The sequence below is a fragment of the Xanthobacter cornucopiae genome (genome assembly GCF_043195065.2).
Taxonomy (GTDB): domain Bacteria; phylum Pseudomonadota; class Alphaproteobacteria; order Rhizobiales; family Xanthobacteraceae; genus Xanthobacter.
This window is the reverse complement of the sequence record NZ_CM195531.1, coordinates 170,733-190,625: the sequence shown is the minus strand read 5'-3', so window position 1 is coordinate 190,625 and position 19,893 is coordinate 170,733. Positions and strand designations below refer to the sequence as shown.

General features: G+C 70.1%; 22 protein-coding genes. 13 read left to right on the top strand and 9 right to left on the bottom strand.

The window, feature by feature from the left end; translation table 11 throughout:
• Positions 1 to 94: 94 nt before the first annotated feature.
• Positions 95 to 625 carry a DUF2478 domain-containing protein gene (locus V5F53_RS00805; protein ID WP_393995882.1) on the bottom strand — a complete coding sequence of 177 codons (531 nt, stop codon included), beginning with the start codon at positions 623 to 625 and terminating at the stop codon, positions 95 to 97.
• 217 nt (positions 626 to 842) lie between these two features.
• Between V5F53_RS00805 and V5F53_RS00800 the strand changes: the two genes are divergently transcribed.
• On the top strand, positions 843 to 1,253 hold the full coding sequence (locus tag V5F53_RS00800; protein ID WP_393995881.1) for a DUF930 domain-containing protein: 411 nt from the start codon (positions 843 to 845) through the stop codon (positions 1,251 to 1,253).
• Between the two features lie 19 nt (positions 1,254 to 1,272).
• Here V5F53_RS00800 and V5F53_RS00795 read toward each other — a convergent pair whose 3' ends face one another.
• Positions 1,273 to 1,902 carry a trimeric intracellular cation channel family protein gene (locus V5F53_RS00795; protein WP_393995880.1) on the bottom strand — a complete coding sequence of 210 codons (630 nt, stop codon included), beginning with the start codon at positions 1,900 to 1,902 and terminating at the stop codon, positions 1,273 to 1,275.
• 421 nt (positions 1,903 to 2,323) lie between these two features.
• Here V5F53_RS00795 and V5F53_RS00790 point away from each other — a divergent pair, with 421 nt between their 5' ends.
• Positions 2,324 to 2,563 (top strand): hypothetical protein, encoded by a 240-nt coding sequence (locus tag V5F53_RS00790; RefSeq protein ID WP_393995879.1) that lies wholly within the window; start codon positions 2,324 to 2,326, stop codon positions 2,561 to 2,563.
• 28 nt (positions 2,564 to 2,591) lie between these two features.
• Here the strand turns inward: V5F53_RS00790 and uvrB are convergent, their stop codons facing one another.
• The 3 genes from uvrB to V5F53_RS00775 are packed head-to-tail and all read right to left on the bottom strand — an operon-like array spanning position 2,592 to position 6,124.
• Positions 2,592 to 5,381 (bottom strand): excinuclease ABC subunit UvrB, encoded by a 2,790-nt coding sequence (uvrB, locus tag V5F53_RS00785; RefSeq protein WP_393995878.1) that lies wholly within the window; start codon positions 5,379 to 5,381, stop codon positions 2,592 to 2,594.
• 59 nt (positions 5,382 to 5,440) lie between these two features.
• On the bottom strand, positions 5,441 to 5,713 hold the full coding sequence (locus tag V5F53_RS00780) for a hypothetical protein (protein ID WP_393995877.1): 273 nt from the start codon (positions 5,711 to 5,713) through the stop codon (positions 5,441 to 5,443).
• 51 nt (positions 5,714 to 5,764) lie between these two features.
• Entirely contained in the window at positions 5,765 to 6,124 is a 360-nt protein-coding gene (locus V5F53_RS00775; RefSeq protein ID WP_393995876.1) for a hypothetical protein, read from the bottom strand.
• A gap of 147 nt (positions 6,125 to 6,271) precedes the next feature.
• On the opposite strand from V5F53_RS00775, the gene V5F53_RS00770 reads away from it, so the two are divergent.
• A complete protein-coding gene (locus V5F53_RS00770; RefSeq protein WP_393995875.1) occupies positions 6,272 to 6,634 on the top strand; it encodes a DMT family protein in 363 nt (120 codons plus the stop codon).
• On the opposite strand, the gene V5F53_RS00765 is transcribed toward V5F53_RS00770, so the two are convergent.
• Positions 6,610 to 7,794: a PQQ-dependent sugar dehydrogenase gene (locus V5F53_RS00765; RefSeq protein WP_393995874.1), complete on the bottom strand. Its 1,185-nt coding sequence runs from the start codon at positions 7,792 to 7,794 to the stop codon at positions 6,610 to 6,612. The genes V5F53_RS00770 and V5F53_RS00765 overlap by 25 nt on opposite strands.
• 187 nt (positions 7,795 to 7,981) lie before the next feature.
• Between V5F53_RS00765 and V5F53_RS00760 the strand changes: the two genes are divergently transcribed.
• Positions 7,982 to 9,103 carry a baeRF11 domain-containing protein gene (locus V5F53_RS00760; protein WP_393995873.1) on the top strand — a complete coding sequence of 374 codons (1,122 nt, stop codon included), beginning with the start codon at positions 7,982 to 7,984 and terminating at the stop codon, positions 9,101 to 9,103.
• A gap of 120 nt (positions 9,104 to 9,223) precedes the next feature.
• Here the strand turns inward: V5F53_RS00760 and V5F53_RS00755 are convergent, their stop codons facing one another.
• Complete coding sequence (locus tag V5F53_RS00755) at positions 9,224 to 9,631, bottom strand: hypothetical protein (protein ID WP_393995872.1); 408 nt, start codon at positions 9,629 to 9,631, stop codon at positions 9,224 to 9,226.
• Positions 9,632 to 9,773: 142 nt separating this feature from the next.
• Positions 9,774 to 10,421, bottom strand: a complete 648-nt coding sequence (locus V5F53_RS00750) for a glutathione S-transferase family protein (protein ID WP_393995953.1) — start codon at positions 10,419 to 10,421, stop codon at positions 9,774 to 9,776.
• A 273-nt stretch (positions 10,422 to 10,694) separates the two neighbouring features.
• On the opposite strand from V5F53_RS00750, the gene V5F53_RS00745 reads away from it, so the two are divergent.
• From V5F53_RS00745 to msrP, 5 genes are all read left to right on the top strand, one after another.
• The gene (locus V5F53_RS00745) at positions 10,695 to 11,897 is read left to right on the top strand and encodes a pyridoxal phosphate-dependent aminotransferase (RefSeq protein WP_393995871.1); all 1,203 of its coding nucleotides are present in this window, start codon (positions 10,695 to 10,697) and stop codon (positions 11,895 to 11,897) included.
• Between the two features lie 134 nt (positions 11,898 to 12,031).
• Positions 12,032 to 12,499, top strand: a complete 468-nt coding sequence (locus V5F53_RS00740) for a DUF992 domain-containing protein (protein ID WP_393995870.1) — start codon at positions 12,032 to 12,034, stop codon at positions 12,497 to 12,499.
• Between the two features lie 232 nt (positions 12,500 to 12,731).
• Positions 12,732 to 13,256, top strand: a complete 525-nt coding sequence (locus tag V5F53_RS00735; protein WP_393995869.1) for a DUF992 domain-containing protein — start codon at positions 12,732 to 12,734, stop codon at positions 13,254 to 13,256.
• 36 nt (positions 13,257 to 13,292) lie between these two features.
• The gene (locus V5F53_RS00730) at positions 13,293 to 13,952 is read left to right on the top strand and encodes a DUF992 domain-containing protein (protein WP_393995868.1); all 660 of its coding nucleotides are present in this window, start codon (positions 13,293 to 13,295) and stop codon (positions 13,950 to 13,952) included.
• A gap of 174 nt (positions 13,953 to 14,126) precedes the next feature.
• Complete coding sequence (msrP, locus tag V5F53_RS00725) at positions 14,127 to 15,089, top strand: protein-methionine-sulfoxide reductase catalytic subunit MsrP (protein ID WP_393995867.1); 963 nt, start codon at positions 14,127 to 14,129, stop codon at positions 15,087 to 15,089.
• Positions 15,090 to 15,108: 19 nt separating this feature from the next.
• Here msrP and V5F53_RS00720 read toward each other — a convergent pair whose 3' ends face one another.
• Positions 15,109 to 16,401: an alanine racemase gene (locus V5F53_RS00720; protein ID WP_393995866.1), complete on the bottom strand. Its 1,293-nt coding sequence runs from the start codon at positions 16,399 to 16,401 to the stop codon at positions 15,109 to 15,111.
• A gap of 200 nt (positions 16,402 to 16,601) precedes the next feature.
• On the opposite strand from V5F53_RS00720, the gene V5F53_RS00715 reads away from it, so the two are divergent.
• The 4 genes from V5F53_RS00715 (at position 16,602) to V5F53_RS00700 (ending at position 19,861) form a co-directional block, all read left to right on the top strand.
• Positions 16,602 to 17,123: a hypothetical protein gene (locus V5F53_RS00715; RefSeq protein ID WP_393995865.1), complete on the top strand. Its 522-nt coding sequence runs from the start codon at positions 16,602 to 16,604 to the stop codon at positions 17,121 to 17,123.
• Between the two features lie 98 nt (positions 17,124 to 17,221).
• Complete coding sequence (locus V5F53_RS00710) at positions 17,222 to 17,842, top strand: ribonuclease T2 family protein (RefSeq protein WP_393995864.1); 621 nt, start codon at positions 17,222 to 17,224, stop codon at positions 17,840 to 17,842.
• Positions 17,843 to 17,992: 150 nt separating this feature from the next.
• Positions 17,993 to 18,844 (top strand): 23S rRNA (adenine(2030)-N(6))-methyltransferase RlmJ, encoded by an 852-nt coding sequence (locus tag V5F53_RS00705; RefSeq protein WP_393995863.1) that lies wholly within the window; start codon positions 17,993 to 17,995, stop codon positions 18,842 to 18,844.
• Between the two features lie 90 nt (positions 18,845 to 18,934).
• Positions 18,935 to 19,861: a cation diffusion facilitator family transporter gene (locus tag V5F53_RS00700; protein ID WP_393995952.1), complete on the top strand. Its 927-nt coding sequence runs from the start codon at positions 18,935 to 18,937 to the stop codon at positions 19,859 to 19,861.
• The last annotated feature ends 32 nt before the right edge of the window (positions 19,862 to 19,893 follow it).

Genomic DNA, 19,893 nt, shown 5'->3' with positions numbered 1-19,893 from the left:
GCCCGATGGGGGACCGCCTGCGGCCCCTCCCCCTGCAGGCGCTCCGCGCCGCTGAACCGGGCGAACCGCCGTGCTCGCAGAGCCCCCGTCGCCATCAGCCGGGCGCCAGGGCTGGCGCGCCATGCCACCAGGCGTCCACCGCGTCCATCTCCACCGGCACCACCCGGGCCATGTCGCCGACGAACGTGCCCCACTCCGCGGACACCGAGGGCGACACCGAGGTGAGCACCGAGAATTCCGCCGCCACCGCGGCATGGAAGGCGGCGGTCAGCCCGCGACCCTCGGCCTCCTGCCGGCCGAACTTGGAGAGGATCACCACCGTGTCGCCCGCCCCGCCGCCCGCCGCCGCGCGCGCGGCGATGGCGCTCTCCACCCCGGCGCAGGCCGCCGCCAGCCCCTCCGGATCGAGGCTGCATCCGGCGGAGCCGGGGCCGAGATCCTGATGCAGCCGGTTGGTGGCGCCGGTCACCAGGTCGAGCAGCATCACCTCGTGATGGGCGACGCCGGGCACCATGTCCTCCACTACGCCGATCACATGGGCGCCATCGGCCTTCAGGCGCCGCGCCGCCGCCACCAGCAGCGTCTGGATGACGTCCCGGTCGGCACCCTGGACGGCGAGGATCATGGGTCGGTTCGGTGCGTCCACCATCGCGAGCTTCCCGGCGGCGGCGGGCTTCCCGCCGCGCTGTGTATTTCACATATATATCGAACAATAGCAGACCGCCGCCAATCCCCGCCAGCCGGGACCAACCGACGCGGCGGCGCCGGCCGGGGCCTCCCTATCCTCGCCACAGATTCGACTTAAGTCGCCCCCAAGCGAGACCCAGGAAGAGGATGCCCCCTTGCGTTTCAGTCATCGCCGCATCGCCGCCGCCGTCGTCCTGTGCGCGGGCGCCGCTTGCGTCCTCGGCGGCGCCGCGGCTGCGAGCCCCCGACGCGACGAGATGATCCTTCACCTCGACCCCGCCACGCGTATCGAACAGCGCTGCAACGCCCGCGCCATGGGGGTGATCAGCCGCGAGCATCATGACCTGCGGCCCGACGAGTTGGTGGCCTACGCCTTCGCCGACACCCAGGTGGGCGCCGACACCATCGTCGCGAGCGGAGCGGCGGTGCGCAGCGCCGGCCATTGGTACCGCCTCTCCTACCGCTGCCGCACCACCGCCGACGGCCTCGACATCCGGGAGTTCAGCTACGCCCTGGGCAGCGAGGTGCCGAGGGCGGACTGGTCCGCGCACTATCTGGTGCCGTGACGCCGGCGCCCCCCCGCCGTCAATGCAGGGTCTCGGTATAGGCGAACTTCGGCATGCGCCAGCCGTAGCGCAGCGCCAGCAGGCGCAGGCCGAGGCCCAGCAGCATGGTGCCGATCAGCAGATGGTCGTGCGGCACGCCCAGCCACTTGCCGCCCACATAGAGCCCGCCGGTAACGATGGACACGGTGCCGTACAGCTCGGCCCGGAACAGCAGCGGCACGTCGGCGCACAGGATGTCGCGCAGCACGCCGCCGACACAGCCCGTAATCATGCCCGAGGCGATGACGATGATGACCGGCATGCCCAGGCTGAGGGCCACGTTGCAGCCGATGAGGGTGAACACCACCAGCCCCACCGCATCCAGGAACAGGAACAGGTAGCGCAGGTGGTGCATGTAGCGGGCGATGAAGATGGTGCCCAGCGCCGCCCCGGAGGTGATGAGCAGGTAAGAGGGATGCTCGATCCACGATAGCGGATGGCGCCCCAGCAGCACGTCGCGCACCGAGCCGCCGCCCAGCGCCGTGACCGAGCCGAGCAGGCACACCCCCACCCAGTCCATCTCGCGCCGCCCCGCCGCCAGCGCCGCCGTCATGGCCTCGGCGACGATGGCGACGATGTAGAGAATCTTGAACAGCAGCGCCGTTTCCATGTTTTACCCTCCCCAGCGACCACGCCCATGTCGCGAGGTAACATAACGGACGGGTCCGTGGCGAACGTCGCCACCCGCGTTATCACAAGGGCTGTCACCATACGGAAACGCCGCGTCCGCCCGCGCGAGCCGGGCCTCTTCCAATCCGGACGACGCGATCCGCGGGACGGCGGGTCGCTCATGCTCCACGTCACCACCGCGGCGTTTTCGGGCGGAAGAGGCCGCGCGACACCCGCGCTGAACGACGGAGACAGGGCCGAAACACAAGCCATGGTATGTTCCCACACCTCGCGGCAGCACATCCCAGGCGCTCCGGGGGATACAAGCACGGGCTCATCCAACCGCACGCAGGCCCAGAATGACCAGACGAACCGTCGACACCACCCCCGACATGGAACCGCCGCGGGAGCCCGGGCCCGCCGTGGCTGAACCCGCTCCGCCAGCGCCGGCTGCGAGCCTGAAGATTCCTGCCCTGGCCGTGGGCGCGGGCGCGAGCGGAACCGGCGCCATCGGGGCCCTGGCCATTGGCGCGCTCGCGGTGGGCGCGGTGGCCCTGGGCGCCCTCGCCATTGGCCGGCTGTTCGTCGGCCGCGCCCGCATCCGACACCTGGAAATCGACGAACTGGTGGTGGGCACAGTCAGCCGGCGCCCCCCGCCCTGATGCGACCGGCCGGACGGCGCCTGCGGCCTCACCCCTTCCGCCGGCCGCCCTTGCGATAGCCCTTGGTGCCTGGGTCGGGGCGTGGGCCGGGGCGGAAGCTGTCTTCCGACAACGGAACGGCGCGGTCGGTGCCAGGACCCATGTCGTCCAGGGACGGCTTGTGCGCCCGCCCGGCGCGGGGCGCCGCATAGGGCGCCTGCCGTTCCGCCAATCTTTCCAGGGCGGCCTCCAGATCGGTTTTCGCGGTCGACGTACGCGCCGGCGCGGCGGCCTTGCCGGGCACCTCGTCCGCCGGCAGCGGGGTCTCGGGCGCGGCCGTCCTGGCACCGCGCCCGCGCGCGGAAAGCGCGGACGACGGACCCGTGGACACAGGCGCCGTGGAAACCGGCGCCGTGGAACCCGGCGCCTTGGCCGCCCCGCCCTTCGCGGTTCCCTCCCGTGAAGCGACGCCCTTTCCGCTCCGGCCTCGGGCCGCATCCGGCGGCAGGTTGGCGGCGCGGCCGTATTTGCGCGGCCCCTTGAAGCCGCCGGTGCGGTCGTCCACCGCCTCCTGGCGGGCCATGGGGTCGTCGGCCACCGCCAGCTCGGTGGCCTCCAGGCGGCGGATCTCGTCGCGCAGGCGGGCCGCGGTCTCGAAGTCGAGGTCGGAGGCGGCGGCGCGCATGCGCTTTTCCAGGTCGGCAATGACGGTCTTGAGGTTGTGGCCGAACGCCGCTCCCTCCTCCATCAGGCCGGTGTCCACCTGCACGTGGTCGCGCTCGTAGACGGAGTTGAGGATGTCGCCGATGGCCTTCTTCACGCTCTCGGGCGTGATGCCGTGCTCCAGATTGTAGGCCACCTGCTTCTCGCGGCGGCGGGTGGTCTCGGCCATGGCGCGGCTCATGGAGCCAGTGATGGTGTCGGCATAGAGGATCACCCGCCCGTCCACATTGCGGGCGGCGCGGCCGATGGTCTGCACCAGCGAGGTCTCGGACCGCAGGAAGCCTTCCTTGTCGGCGTCGAGGATGGCCACCAGCCCGCACTCGGGAATGTCCAGGCCCTCGCGCAGCAGGTTGATGCCGATGAGCGCGTCGAAGGCGCCCAGCCGCAGGTCGCGGATGATCTCGATGCGCTCGATGGTGTCGATGTCCGAATGCATGTAGCGCACGCGGATGCCGTTCTCATGCAGGTATTCGGTGAGGTCCTCGGCCATGCGCTTGGTGAGCACGGTGACGAGGGTGCGATAGCCCTTGGCGCTGGCGGCGCGGATCTCGCCCAAAAGGTCGTCCACCTGGGTGCGGGCGGGGCGCACCTCCACCGGCGGGTCGACGAGGCCGGTGGGGCGGATCACCTGTTCCACGAACACGCCGCCGGTCTGGTCCAGCTCCCAGCCGCCGGGGGTGGCGGAGACATGCACGGTCTGCGGCCGCATCGCCTCCCATTCCTCGAACCGCAGCGGGCGGTTGTCCATGCAGCTCGGCAGGCGGAAGCCGTATTCGGCCAGCGTGGCCTTGCGGCGGAAGTCGCCGCGATACATGGCGCCGATCTGCGGCACCGTCACATGGCTCTCGTCGATGAACACCAGGGAATTGTCGGGCACGTACTCGAACAAAGTGGGCGGCGGCTCGCCCGGCTTGCGGCCGGTGAGCCAGCGCGAATAATTCTCGATGCCGGCACAGGCGCCGGTGGCCTCCATCATCTCCAGATCGTAGCGGGTGCGCTGCTCCAGGCGCTGCGCCTCCAGCAGGCGGCCCATCTTGTACAGCTCCTCCAGGCGCACCTTCAGTTCGGCCTTGATGCCGGCGATGGCCTGGATCAAGGTCGGGCGCGGGGTGACGTAATGGGAGGCGGCGTAGACGCGCACGCTCTTCATGTCGCCGCTCTTCTGCCCGGTGAGCGGATCGAACTCGGAGATGCTCTCGATCTCGTCGCCGAACAGGGACACGCGCCAAGCGCGATCCTCATAATGGGCGGGGAAGATCTCCACCACGTCGCCGCGCACGCGGAAGGTGCCGCGGGCGAAATCGGCCTGGATGCGCTTGTATTGCAGCGCCACCAGGTCGGCCAGCAGGCTGCGCTGGTCGATGCGCTCGCCGACCTTCAGGTCGAAGGTCATGGCCGAATAGGTTTCCACCGAGCCGATGCCGTAGATGCACGACACCGAGGCGACGATGATGACGTCGTCGCGCTCCAGCAGCGCGCGGGTGGCCGCATGGCGCATGCGGTCGATCTGCTCGTTGATGGAAGACTCCTTCTCGATATACGTATCCGTCCGGGGCACATAAGCTTCCGGCTGGTAATAATCGTAGTAGGAGACGAAATACTCCACCGCATTGTCGGGAAAGAAGCTCTTGAACTCGCCATAGAGCTGCGCCGCCAGCGTCTTGTTCGGCGCCAGGACGATGGCGGGGCGCTGCAGCGTCTCGATCACCTTCGCCATGGTGAAGGTCTTGCCCGAGCCGGTGACGCCCAGCAACACCTGGTCGCGCTCGCCCGCCCGCGCCTGGGCGCACAATTCCTTGATGGCCTGGGGCTGGTCGCCGGAGGGCTTGAACTCGCTCTTCATCACGAACTCGACGCCGCCCTCGGACTTCTCCGGGCGCGGCGGACGATGCGGCACCCAGGTCTGGCCGGTGATCTCGGGGCGGCCGTTCTCGATCAGGCTGCTGAGGGCCTGCACCGTGGCGGAGGCGCCCGACGCCTCGAAATCGAGCGCGATGTCCCCCGGCTCCAGCCCGAGGGACTTGGCGAGGGCGGGGTCGAGCGCCTGCTGGGGCGCCGGCTCGAAGGCGCGCTGGGAGCGCTCCCCGAGCTTTCCGGGGCGGGATGCTTTGGCCATGCGGCGAATATGGGCGCCGGAACGCGGCAGGAAAAGCCCCCGGCGCCACCTTCCGGCGTTCAGATGCCCGAGCCGCTCCGCAGGATCGGCACGAACGAGAAGACGAGCCCCTGGCCCGAAAATCCCAGGTTGAGCGTCTGGCCGAATGTGGACTTGATGGAGGGCTCCACCTGGCCCAGCTTGGCCGCCACCGTGGTGTCGATGCCCGCGGCCTGCTTTCGCTGGAACACCAGGTCGCCCACATATGTGGCCTTGACCTGGTAGATGCCTTCATTGGCGTGCCGGCGCAGGGCAGCCTTGCACCTGCGCTCCGCCGCGAGGCCCTCGAACACGGTCTGCGCCGAGGCCTCCGAAATGGTGTATTTGGCGACGTTGGTGAGCTTTTACTCGTAATAGTCCGAGACGTTGCCGGACAGGCCCACCGACAACAGCTTGGTGGACAGGCCGCTGAGCGATCCCTGGAGCCGCGTATCAAAGAGCAGGTTGATGTCGGCCACCGGCTGGGCGACGGGATTGGCGACCCCGAAGACCGTGAGATCGGGCCGCACATCGCACAGGGATTCCAGTTCGGTCGGCGCCTCCAGCCGCGCGCTGGGCCGCTCCTGCACATAATAAAGGGAGCCGACGTAAATGCCCCGCTGCGGCGGCACCAGCTCCCGCGCGCCCAGGGCCGGCCCGCGATTCGCGATACAGCCGCCCAACGTCAGGCACAGGCCCGCAGCCGCGAAAACGCGCAAATTCATGATTCCCCCTGAGGTTACACACCCTTCGAGGGCATCCTGCATGTTCATAAACCATGTCGACCGTGACGCCGGCCGGGCCCGGCGCGCGCTTTCATCGCGGCCCGGCGTGCATTAGGAGATAAGGCCCCTGTCCTCCGGCGTCGCCCCATGCCCCCTCTCTCCTCGCTTCTGCCTCCGCACGTCGCACCGATCGTGCTGCTCGTCGCCTCCAACGTCTTCATGACGTTCGCCTGGTACGGGCATCTCAAGTACAAGTCGTCGCCACTGCTGCTCGCCATCGTCGCCAGCTGGGGCATCGCCTTCTTTGAATATTGCCTGGCGGTGCCCGCCAACCGGCTCGGCTCCGAGGTCTATTCCACCGCCCAGCTCAAGACGATGCAGGAGGTCATCACCCTGCTCGTGTTCGCCGGCTTCTCGGTGCTGTACCTGAAGGAACCCCTGGGCTGGAACCACCTGGTGGGCTTCGCCTTCATCTCGGCCGGCGCCTATTTCATCTTCCACAAGTTCTGATCCTCGGCCGGCCCGCCGCGCGGGGCGGTGGCGGGAACCACCCGCAGGATCTGGCCTTCCGCCGAGTCGGTGGCCAGCCACAGCGCACCGTCCGGCCCCATGCGCACGTCACGCACGCGCGCGCCCAGGGGCAGGCGCTCCTCGCCCATTACCAGGCCGTCGCGCACCTTCACTTCCACCAGGGCCGCCCCCGCCAGCGCCCCCACGAACAACTGCCCCTGGAACGCAGGCAGCAGGGCTCCGTCGTAGAAGGCCGCGCCCGACGGGGCGATGGAGGGGTCCCAATAGAACAGGGGCTGCTCCATCCCGGTCTTGGCGGTGCCCTCGCCCACCTTGGCGCCGGAATAATGCCGCCCGTAGCCGATCACCGGCCAGCCATAGTTGCGCCCGGGCATGGGCCGGTTCACCTCGTCGCCGCCGCGCGGGCCGTGCTCCACCGTCCACAGCCGCCCGGTGCCCGGCTCGATGGCCGCCCCCTGCACGTTGCGATGGCCATAGGAATAGATTTCCGGCCGGGCCCCGGTCACGCGCGCATAGGGATTGTCCGGGGGAATCGAGCCATCCGGATTGATGCGCACCACCTTGCCGAGGGTGGTGGACAGGTCCTGCGCCCGCTCCTTCAGGTCGAACCGCTCGCCGAGAGTGACGAACAAGGTGCCGTCCGGGGCGAAGGCCAGGCGTGAGCCGAAATGCGCGCCCCCCGGCCAGGCCGGCTGCTGGCGGAAGATCACCGTGAGGTCGGTCAGCGCGTCGGCGTCGGCGCTGAGCCGGGCGCGGGCCACGGCGGTGGCGAGGCCGTCCGCACGCGGCTCGGCGAAGCTCAGGTAGATGAAGCGATTGTCGAAGAACGCCGGGTCCAGGGCCACGTCCAGCAGGCCGCCCTGCCCCACCGCGGCCACCGCCGGCACTCCGGCGAGCGCAGGACCCACCACGCCATTGCGCTCCACCACCCGCAGCCGTCCCGGCCGCTCGGTGACCAGCAGCCGGCCGTCCGGCAGGAAGGCCATGCCCCAGGGATGGTCGAGCCCGGACGCGAAGGCATCGACCCGCACCATCTCGCCGGCGAACCGCACCGGCTTGTCCGGCACGGCCCGGGCCGGCGCCGCGCCCGCCCCCAGGACGAGGAGCAGGCCCGCCGCCCGCACCGCCGCCCGGAACACGGCCGCGCCCCGCCGCGCGGGAGCACCGGAACGACCTTCACAGCGCCTGCACCCGAGACCACGAACCACCGGCGCCTCCCTGCCTTCCGCTTCGTTTCCGCCCGCGGCGGAAAAGAGTTTTTGCCTCATATCAAGGTTCAGACACGAACTTGGCCTAAACTGCGGGCATACAGAACGGAGTTTGTTCGTGCTTCATATCGACCTTCCGACCCGCGCTCAGATCGAAAAGCTTGCGGCTTATCGTGGTTCGCCCGCCGTCTCCATTTATCTGCGAACCACGCCGGTCACTCAAGAGACCAAGGCCGACCGCATCGAGCTCAAGAATCTTCTGAAGACCGCGGTGGCCGAACTGGAGGCCGTGGATGTCGCCAAGCGCACCTTGTGGCCCATTCAGGAGGGCATCGAGGCGCTGGTGGAGGATGACGACTTCTGGGTCAACCAGGCCAACAGCCTCGCCATCTTCGCGACACCGGAGAAGATCCGCACCTTCCGCCTGCCCAACAAGCTGGCCAACGCGGTGGAAGTGTCCGACCGCTTTCACCTGGCGCCCCTCATCCGCTCCGTGACCTTCCCGCACGAAGCCTACGTGCTCGCCATCGGCGTCGGCGCGGTGCGCCTCGTGGAGGTGTCGGCGGACCTGCCGCCCCATCCGGTGGCGGTGCCGGGCCTGCCGCGCGACTTCAGCGACGCGCTCGGACGCCGCAGCCACGTGGAGCGCGAGAGCGGCCTGCGCAGCGGCGAGAGCACCAGCGAGAACGCCACCCTCACCCGCTACGCCCGCGTGGTGGAGCACGCCCTGCGCCCGGTGCTGACCGGCGATGAGCGCCCGCTGATCGTGGCCGCCTCGGAGCCGCTCGCCTCCATCTACAAGTCGGTCAGCAGCTATCCGCACCTGTCGGAAACGGTGATCTCGGGCAGCGCCGACGACACCGCCGACCACGTCCTGGCCGATGCCGCCCGCAAGGTGCTCGACGACATCTACGCCGCCGAGATCCAGGCCTTCGGCGCCCTCTACGCCGCCCGCGAGGCCCAGGGCCGGGCCACCGCCGACGTGGCGCTGGCGGCCCGCGCCGCCACCTTCGGCGCCGTGGACACCCTGCTGGTGGACATGGATGCCACCCTGTCCGGCTCGGTCAACGAGGAGGATGGCACGGTGACCTTCGACGCCGCGCCCGACGCGGTGAACTATGGCGTGGTGGACGAGATCGCCCGCCGTACCCTGCTGGCGGGCGGGCGCGTGCTGTCGGTGCGCCGCGGCGACCTGCCGGGCCAGGGCGACCTCGCGGCCATCCTGCGCTACGCCATCTGACGCGCCCGGCCCGGGCACGCGCGCCCGGGCCCCAGGCCCGCCAAAAACAGAAGGCGCCGGAGATGCTCCGGCGCCTTTTTCCATTCGCATGTCGATGCAGGCCAGCATGCGCCCGGAGGCTCAGCGCCGGCGGCGGTCGTCCGCGCGCACCCGCGCGCGCCGCATCCGCGCCCGTGCCGCCAGCAGCAACCCGCCACCGGCCAGGGCCACGGCGGACAGGACGGCGGCATGGTCGGCCACCCCTTCCACCAGCACGCCCGCGGCAGCGGCCCGGCCGGTGCTGAGCACGAACGCGACCGCACCGATGGCCAGCATCAAGGCGAGGGTGAGCGCCGCCTGGGCGAAAGCGTCCCCCGCCTTGTGGGCGCGCACGGCCCGCGCCAGCGTGTCGGGATCGGCGGCGGACAGGGCGCGCGGCGCGCCCGGCCAGGGATCGAACGCCCCCAGCCCGACGCGCGATGGCACGCGACCCGTACCCGCGGGACGGGTGGTGGGCACATGGGCTTCGGCGGCGAGGGGCTTCAACATGACACTCTCACACGGAACGAATCGTGGCTCCGCCACGTTCAGGCCGGCGAATCAGTCGCTTCGGCACGCTTGAAGGTGTCCGAGGACTATGGCCGTGCCACGGCTGGGACCCGCCAAAATATGGCGATACCATGACCTCGACTCACGGAACCGCGAGTTCTCCCCACTCCGCGACCGCTACCGACGGGCGCCAGCCCATGTCCACGTGCCCCGGGTCGGCCTCGACCCGGGCAAGCCAGGCCCGCACCCTGGCGAAGGCGGCGAGGCTGAAATCGCCCTCCTCCGCCACATGGGTATGCGCATAGAGGGCGAGATCGGCGATGGTGAGCCGGCCGGCGGCGAAGTAGTCGGTGGTGGCGAGATGGCGCTCCATGATGGCGAGGGCCGCGTAACCCTCCTCCATCCAGCGGTCCACGTCGTGGGTGCGCAGGTCGCGCCCGCCGCGCACCTGGGTCAGCCAGAACCGCGCCGTGGCGATGCCGGGCTCGTGGCTGTTCTGCTCGAAGAACATCCAGCGCAGAGTCTCGGCGCGGGCGAACGCATCGTCGGGCAGGAAGCGGGTGCCCTCGGCCAGATAGAACAGGATGGCGTTCGATTCCGCGAGCAGGCGCCCATCCACGTCAAGCAGCGGCACCCGTCCTTCCGGATTGAGGGCCAGGAACTCCGGAGTGCGGTGCTCGCCGGCGAAGATGTCCACCTCGGCGAGCTGGAACGGCCGGCCGAGCTTCGCCAGCATCAGCCGCACCTTGTAGGAATTCCCAGACGACTGCGTGGAATAAAGCTTCAGCACCGTGTCATCCCCCAGGCCCTCCGGCGGTCCATCGGCCCGCATGTGGCGTCGCCGGAGGGGCGACGCAAGGTGGCCCGGCGCCTGCGGGGCGCGCCGATTCATCACGGCGCGCGGCGTGTTTCATTCCGCATCGTCGCTTGTTCCCGCGCGACGGCTGAACTAGTGTCCGCCCGCGCTGACGGAGCCTCCGCGGCGCTCAATTCGTGCCACACCTGCGCCTTACGGCCGCCGCGGATGCGCCGCTGCGGGCGGGCGCGTCCGGAGCCACCGGCCATGAGCCTGATTTCGTCCGCCCTGAAGCGAATCAACCCCTCGCCCACCATCGCCATTTCCAACAAGGCGCGGGAACTGAAGGCAGCGGGCCGGGACATCATCGCGCTGTCCGCCGGCGAGCCGGACTTCGACACCCCCGACAACATCAAGGAAGCGGCCATCGCCGCCATCCGCCGCGGCGAGACCAAGTACACCGCGGTGGACGGCATTCCCGAGCTGAAGGCCGCCATCGTCCGCAAGTTCAAGCGCGACAACGACCTCGACTACAAGCCCGCGCAGGTGTCGGTCGGCACCGGCGGCAAGCAGGTGCTGTTCAACGCGCTGCTCGCCACCCTGGACGCCGGCGACGAGGTGGTGATCCCCGCCCCCTATTGGGTGAGCTATCCGGACATCGTGCAGTTCTGCGGCGGCGTTCCGGTGCCGGCCGAGACCCATCTCGAGGACAATTTCAAGCTGCGTCCCGAGGTGCTGGAAGCCGCCATCACCCCCAAGACCAAGTGGTTCATCTTCAACTCGCCGTCGAATCCGTCGGGCGCCGCCTATACCCACGACGAGCTGAAGGCGCTCACCGACGTGCTCCTGCGCCATCCGCATGTGTGGGTGCTCTCCGACGACATGTACGAGCACCTGGTCTATGACGACTTCAAGTTCGTCACCCCGGCCCAGGTCGAGCCCAAGCTCTACGACCGCACGCTGACCCTCAACGGCGTGTCGAAGGCCTATTGCATGACCGGCTGGCGCATCGGCTACGCCGCCGGCCCGGAGGCCCTCATCAAGGCCATGGGCACGCTGCAGTCGCAGTCCACCTCCAACCCCTCCTCCATCGCCCAGTGGGCGGCGGTCGAGGCCCTGAACGGCCCCCAGGACTTCATCGCCGCGAACAATGCGGTGTTCAAGGAGCGGCGCGACCTGGTGGTGGCCATGCTCAACCAGACCAAGGGCCTCACCTGCCCGAAGCCGGAAGGCGCCTTCTACGTGTTCCCCTCCTGCGCCGGCACCATCGGCAAGACCACCCCGTCGGGCGTGACGATCACCTCGGACGAGGTGTTCGCCACCCAGCTGCTGGAAGCCGAAGGGGTTGCGGTGGTGCACGGCTCGGCGTTCGGGACCGGCCCGGCGTTCCGCATCTCCTACGCCACCGCCACCTCCGATCTCGAGGAAGCCTGCCAGCGCATCCAGCGCTTCTGCGGCGCGCTGAGCTGAGCCGGCAACAGGGGCGGCGGAACATAAACCGCCGCCCATAGAAGCGTTGGCGCGGCCGTGAAGTCTGGGCTATGGCTGCGCCGTCGTGCCATGCGGATCGGACACCCGCGGACTTCCCCAGGAGGAACGACATCATGAAGACGATTTTCAAGGCCGGCCTCGCCGCCGCCGCCCTCTGCGCCCTCAGCGCCGTGCCCGCCTCGGCCCAGTCCCGCGTGCAGGTGGGCGAGCTGCGCTGCAACCTGGCGCCCAACGTCAGCTTCATCCTCGGCTCGGTGCGCGACATGAGCTGCACCTTCACCACCCGTCGCGGCAAGACCCGCGCCTATCAGGGCACGATTCGCCGCCTCGGCCTCGACATCGGCGTGAGCGGCGCCGGCGTGCTGGTGTGGGGCGTGTTCGCCCCGTCGTCCTCGGTGAACCCGGAGAGCCTGCGCGGCAACTATGTGGGCGCGTCCGCCAACGCCGCCGTCGGCGCGGGCCTCGGCGCCAACGCCCTGGTGGGTGGCAACAACAACACCATCGCCCTGCAGCCCCTGTCGGTGGAAGCCCAGACCGGCCTCAACCTCGCCCTCGGCGTCGCCGACCTGTCGCTGCGCTGATCGCCCCGCCGCGGCTCCAGGCGATTCGCGTGGAGCCGCGCCCGAGCGGATCGGAGATGGGTGAAGCCATCTAGCGCGGTATCATATTCCCGTAAATTCCCCTTGCGCCCCCGCAATCGCCGGGGGCGCAAGCATTTTGGGGGCTTTGCGAAATACCGCCACGATCTGGCTCTAACAGCGCTTGGCGCGGGCTTGCGGGCACGCGCTTCTGCTCATCGTTTTGGGGGATCTCATGCGTATCATGTCCGGCCTCATCGGCCTCGCCGCCGTCGCCGTCGCTGCGGCCACGCCTGCCGCCGCCGCCGAGACGCCGAAGGTGCAGATCGGCGTCCTGGTGTGCTCCGTCGCGCCGTCGGTCGGCCTCGTGCTCGGCTCCGTGCGCGACCTGGCCTGCGAGCTGCGCACCTCCCGCATCGAGCCCTACACCGTGAAGGGCACCTACAAGGGCACCGTGTCGCGCTTCGGCATCGACATCGGCGTGACCTCCGGCAACACCCTGTCGTGGGCCGTGTTCGCCCCCACCGTGGATGTCGGCCCCGGCGCCCTCGCCGGCACCTATCTCGGCGTGTCGGCCAATGCGGCCTGGGCCATCGGCGGCGGCGTGAACGTGCTGGTCGGCGGCTCCACCCAGACCATCGCCCTGCAGCCCCTGTCGCTGGAAGGCATCACCGGCGCCACCATCGCCGCCGGCGTGGCCGACCTGAAGCTGGAGCAGGTCACCGTCCCCGCCCCGACCAAGGCCAAGGTCACCAAATGACCTGAAAGGTGTGCAAGATCGGGGCAGGAGATGATGATGACCCGCTTCCGCCCCGCTCTTCTCGCCACGGTGGCGACCTTGCTGCCGATGGCCGCCGCCGACCGGACCGCGTTCGGTCAGCCGCTGGCCATCGCGCCGCAGCAGGGCTCCGCGCCGCCTTACGGTCAGGGGGCGACACCCGTCCAGCCCCTGCCGCAGCTCAATGTCGCCCCCGGCGCGGCGGCGCCGGACGCCCGCCCGCAGATGCCGAAGGTTTCGGCCGGCCTGCTGGAATGCCGCGGCGAGATGGCCACCGCCACCGGCTTCGGCTCCACCCGCGCCGTGCGCTGCGAGTTCCGCCCGAGCATGGGCCAGAATCACTATTACGTGGGCACGTTGGAGCGCATCGGGCTCGACATCGGCATTTCCGACCAGGGCAGCATGCTCTGGGGCGTGCTCGCCACCTCGCCGAACCTGGAACGCGGCGTGCTCGCCGGCACCTATGTGGGCTTCACCTCAGGCTTCGCGCTGGGGCCCGGCTTTTCCGCCAACATGCTGGCCGCCAAGGACCCCGCCAAGCAGGTGACCCTGCAGCCGCTGAGCGTGTCCTCCGACAGCGGGCTCAGCCTCTCCATCGCGGGCGCCACCCTGACGCTGGAGCCCTCGACGCCCCAGGTCGCCGGCGATCCCCCGTCCGCAGCCACGCCTCGGCGCTGAGGCCGCTTCCGCGCGGTCCCGCCTTGGCCACACGCCGCTGTGACTTGCGCGCCGGCGGCCGCGTCCCGATCCTCCCCCCGCGAACCGCCCCATCGCCCGGACCGCCTCCGGAGGGGCAAGCCCGTACCGGGTCCCGTGCGCCACACAGCCGCCGGGCCCCGAGGAGGACCGACCATGCATCTGCGACGCCGGCGCGGCTGGGAACTGCCCGAATCCGCCGCCACTCCGGAATCCGTCTACCTCTCGCGCCGCACGGTGCTGGGCGCGGGACTGATCGGCGCCGCCGCCTTCGCCGGCCCCGCCGCCGCCCAGCGGGTGACCGACCTGCCCGACCCGAGCGCCGCGCTCTACCCCGCCCGCGCCAACCCGCGCTACACCCTGGACCGGCCCGTGACCCCGGAGGCCAAGTCCTCCACGGTGAACAATTATTACGAGTTCAGCTACGCCAAGAACGTGGCCCCGGCCATGGCCCGCTTCCAGCGCCGGCCCTGGCGCATCGTGCTGGACGGGCTGGTGGAGAAGCCGCAGGAATTCGACATCGACGACCTGTTGAAGAAGGTCGCGCTCGAGGAACGGCTGTATCGCCACCGCTGCGTCGAGGCCTGGTCCATGGCCATTCCCTGGACCGGCTTTCCCATGGCGGCGCTGGTGGCGCTGGCACGGCCCACGGCGGCGGCGAAGTTCGTGCGGATGGAGACCTTCCGCGACCCGAAGATAGCGCCCAACCAGCGCGATTTCCGCTATCCGTGGCCCTATGTGGAGGGCATCACCCTGGCGGAGGCGGGCAACGAGCTCGCCTTCCTCGTCACCGGCGCCTATGGCAAGCCGGCCCCGGCCCAGTTCGGGGCGCCGCTGCGGCTGGCGCTGCCGTGGAAGTACGGCTTCAAGTCCATCAAGGGCATCGTGCGCTTCACCTTTACCGACACCCAGCCGGTGAGCTTCTGGGAAGAGGTGCAGGGCGCCGAATACGGCTTCTGGGCCAATGTGAACCCGAAGGTGGCGCACCCCCGCTGGAGCCAGGCCAGCGAGGAGGACATCGCCACCGGCGAGCGCCGCCCGACCCTGCTCTACAACGGCTATGGCGATCAGGTGGCCGGCCTCTACGCCGGCCGCGAGAGCGACCGCATCTGGTTCTGAAGGGTCATGCGCGGGACGTTCAGGGCGCCGGGAGGCCGCGATGTTCCGGTTCGGCGAAGCCCTGGGGCGCGTCGCCGGCGTCGAACGGCGCGTCCACGGTGACGAAGGTGTCGGGATAGAAGCCGTTGAACCGGGTGCGCAGCGACAGGGAATAGGCCCCCATGTGGCCGATCTCGATCCAATCGCCGGTGTCCACGCTCTGCGGCAGGTAGAAGGGGCGGGAGAGCACGTCGACGCTGTCGCAGGTGGCGCCGTAGATGCGGAACGGCTCGATGGCGGTGGAGCGGGCCGGCCGGCGACGGCGGGCGGGATCGGGAATATGCCGCACCGGCAGCAGGATCTTGCCGGTCCAGGAATCGGAGAGCGAGGCCCAGATGCCGTCGTTGATGTAGAGCCGCTGCCCCTTCTTCAGAAGCACCCGCACGATGACCGAGAACGCCCGCGCCACGATCACCCGCCCCGGCTCCGCCACCAGCGGCACGCCGGAGAAGCCGTGGCGCTCCACCGCCGCCATCAGGCCGCCGATGATGTCCGCCAGCGGCGGCATGGCCGGCTCGCCGCGGCGCGGGTCGCGGGCATAGGCGGCCGGAAAGCCGCCGCCCACGTCGAGGCCATGGACGGGCACGCCCGCCGCCGCGCGCACCTCGGCCGCCACCGCCACCGCCCGCTCGTAGGTGGCGGCGTCCTCCACCTGGCTGCCCACGTGGAAGCACAGGCCGCAGCGGATGCCCAAGCCGTGGATGCGCTGCAGCAGTTCCGCCGCGTGGCCGGGCGCGGCGCCGAACTTCCGCGACAGCTCGTACGCCGCCTCGCCCTTGGTGGCGAGCCGCACGAACAGGGTCAGGTCCTGCGGATCGAGATCGAGGCCGCGCACGATGCGCAGGATCTTGGCAACCTCGTCCTCGTGGTCGAGCGCGGTGACGCGGATGCGATAGCGCTCCAGGGCCAGGCGAATGTCCGACTGCGCCTTCACCGGGTGCATGTAGAACAGCTCCGCCTGGGGCGCGACCGCGCGCGCGGCTTCGAACTCCGCCGGGCTCGCCACGTCGAAGGCGGAGATGCCGGCTTGGGCCAGGGTTTCGAGCACCAGTGGCTCGCCATTGGTCTTCACCGCATAGGCGGTCTTGCCGGGAAAGGCGTCGCGGAAGGCGGACGCATCGGCGCGCAACACGGCAGGGCGGAAGCAATAGACCGGATGGTCCGGACGCAGGTCCAGCGCGGCCGCCCGCCCGCTCGCGAAGCGCGCCAGGGGCGCCGCCCCGGCGGCTGGCCGCTCCTCCCCCGCGCCGAACGCGAAACGGGACTGGGACATGCGCGCCTCCCCTCGCCGGCCCGCCGCGCCAGCGGGCTCCCGGAGCAGCCTATCCCAGTTTTGGCGCGGCGGCGCGCCACGCCGTTCATTGACGATTTCTCAACGCCTGTGTCTCCGCTGCGCTTGACCGGCCCCCGCGGGGACGCCATCGTCCGGTCAACATGGCCGCAATGCGGCATCAGCGACGAGTGGAGACGACCATGGGGAATGGGGTGCGCACTGCGAAGGCCAAGGCGAACCCGTGGCGCTTCGGCTCCGGGGCCGGCTTCGGTCGTCTGGCCAGCCTGGGCGCCGCCGTGTTCGCCCTGGCGCTCGGCGCCAGCCTTCCCCGCGCCGAGGCGGCCAACCTGCTGGAGCTGAACTTCTGGCTGTCCGGCCCCAATTATTCCGGTGACGTGCCGGCCTGCGACGAACAGGCGGCGCTCAACCTGATCGCCCAGCGCTTCGCCGAGACCGAACGGCGGTTCTGGTCCTCCGACCTGTCCATCACCCAGTTCGAGCAGCCGAAGGAAATCGCCTTCCGCCCCTGGGGGCCGGACTACCTGCCGCGCCGCTTCTGCCGCGGCACCGTCTACACCTCCGACGCCCACAAGCGGGCGATCTATTACGCCATCGTCGAATCCGGCGGCTTCATCGGCGCCAGCTGGGGCGTGGAATGGTGCATCGTCGGCCTCGACCGCAATTACGCCTACGCCCCGTCCTGCCGGATGGCGCAGCCGTGAGGCCGGCGGCGGTCCGACCCGGCCCGCCGCCGCGCGACAGGCGCGTGTCCGGCGCAGGGCGCTGGCTGCGCCGGATCGCTGTTGGCCTCGGAGCATTGATGGCCGTGGCAGCGCCCGCCGCGGCCGAGAGCGCGGCTCCGGGCAGCTTTGATTTCTACGTGCTGTCCCTGTCGTGGTCGCCCACCTATTGCGAGGTCCAGGGCGCGCGGGCGGCGGACGAGCCGCAATGCGCCACCCGCCGCCCCTACGCCTTCGTGGTGCACGGCCTGTGGCCCCAATATGAGCGCGGCTATCCCGAATTCTGCGGCAGCCCCGCCCCCTATGTGCCGAACCGCCTGGTCACCTCCATGCTGGACATCATGCCCAGCAAGCGTCTGGTGATCCACGAATGGAAGAAGCACGGCACGTGCTCGGGCCTCGACGCGGACGGCTATTTCGCGCTGGTGCGGGCGGCGCGGGACAAGGTGGCGATTCCCGCCGAGTTCGCCCACCTCGACGATTACCGCATGGTGGCGCCGGTGGATCTGGAGGCGGCCTTCCGCGCCGCCAACCCGGGCCTTCAGCCGAACATGATCTCGGTGGACTGCGACAAGCGCCGCCTGCGCGAGGTGCGGGTCTGCCTGTCGCGCGACACCCTGGCCTTCCGCCCCTGCCCCGAGGTGGACAAGCGCGCCTGCCGGCTCGACCGCATGGTCATGCCGCCGGTGCGCGGCAACTAGGCCGGCGGCCCCGCCTCGCGTCCATGCCCGCGCCCGGCGCTACCCGGCTTGAGAATGCGCTGGAGCCGGGCCGGTCTTTTCGGATAGACCGGGCGCCACGCCGCGCGGTCCCCGCCGCCGGCGCGCGAACGCTTTGGTGAACCCCGCTCCATGAACTATCGCCACGCCTTCCATGCCGGGAATCCGGCCGACGTGATGAAGCACGCGATGCTGGCCCGCATCCTCGCCTATCTCGCGCGGAAGGACACGCCCTATCGCGTGCTCGACACCCACGCCGGGGCGGGCATCTACGACCTCGACGGCGCCAACGCCCAGCGCACCCTGGAGGCCGATGCCGGCATCGAGGCGATCCTCGCCGCCCCGTTGCCGGAGAAGGCCGCGGTGCTGCTCGCGCCCTATCTCGACGCGGTGCGGGCGCTGCGCGCGGACGGGCGCCGGCTCTACCCCGGGTCGCCGGCGCTGGCGCTGGCGCTGGCGCGGCCCCAGGACCGCCTGCTGTTCTGCGAGCTCAACAAGGAGGAGCGGGCGAAGCTGGAAAAGCGCGTGGGCGCCGATGCCCGCGCCAAGATCCTGGCCCAGGACGGCTATCAGGCCCTGTCCGCCCACCTGCCGCCGCGCGAGCGGCGCGGGCTGGTGCTGGTGGACCCCCCCTTCGAGGAGCAGGGCGAATTCCATCGGCTGGTGGAAGGGCTCAAGGCCGCCTACGCGCGCTTCGCCACCGGCACCTTCATGCTGTGGTACCCCATCAAGGACCTGCGCGCGGTGGATGCCTTCCGCCGCGAGGTCGCGCAACTGCGCCTGCCCAAGACGCTGCGGGTGGAAGTGGACTTCGCCGAGGTGCGCAGCCTGGACACCCTCTCGGGCAGCGGCCTCATCATCGTCAATCCGCCCTTCACCCTGGCCGACGAGGCCCGCACCCTGCTCACCGCCATCGCACCGCTGCTGGCGCGCGACGGCAAGGGGCGGGTTCGCGTGTCGTGGCTCACCGCCACCGCCGGCTGATCGCCATCGCCGCCCGGGCGCGCGGATGGCGCCGGCGAGCAGAACCAAGAGACGGAGCGCGGCGTGGAAGACAAGGGCAGCTTCTTCGACCTGAACACAGAATGCGGCGTCCTGCGCGCCTCCATCGGCGCCACCCTGGTGGTGTCGTCGCTGGGCATCGGCTTCGGCCTCGTCTCCGGCTCGTTCTCCATCACCTTCGACGGCGTCTATTCGCTGGTGGACGCGACCATGAGCCTGCTGGCCCTGGGCGTGGCCAACCTGATCGCCACCCATGCCGCCTCGCGAAAGTTGGCCGGGCGGCTGCACGAGCGCTTCTCCATGGGCTTCTGGCACCTGGAACCCATGGTGCTGGCGCTCAACGGCATGCTGCTGGTGGGCATCGCCATCTACGCCCTCATCAATGCCGTGGGCAGCCTGCTGGAAGGCGGGCGCGACCTGGAATTCGGATACGCCATCATCTATGCCGCGCTCACCGTCGCCATCTGCACCGCGACGGCGGTGGTGGAGGCGCGCGCCAACCGCCGCATCGGCTCCGACTTCATCGCCCTGGACGTCCGGGGCTGGGTCATGTCGGCCGGCATCACCGCCGCGCTGCTCATCGCCTTCTGCCTCGGCTACGCGGTGGAAGGCACCACCTTTGAATGGATCACGCCCTTCATCGACCCGGCGGTGCTGGCCATCGTCTGCCTTGTCATCGCGCCGCTGCCCATCGCCACCGTCCGGCAGGCGCTCTCCGACATGTTCCTGGTGACGCCGACCGACCTCAAGCAGGAGGTGGACGCCGCCGCCCAGGCCTTCGTGGCGCGGCACGGCTTTTCCTCCTACCGCGCCTATGTGGCGCGGGTCGGCCGCTCGCGCATGATCGAATTGTACTTCATCGTCCCGCCGGGCATGGCCACCAAGCCCATCGCCGCCTGGGACGCCCTGCGGGACGAGATGGGCGAGGCCCTCGGCGGCGAGGGGCCGGACCGCTGGCTGACCATCGTCTTCACCGGCGATCCGGAATGGGCGGAATAAGCCGCCGCGCACCAAACCGCGCGCCCCCACCG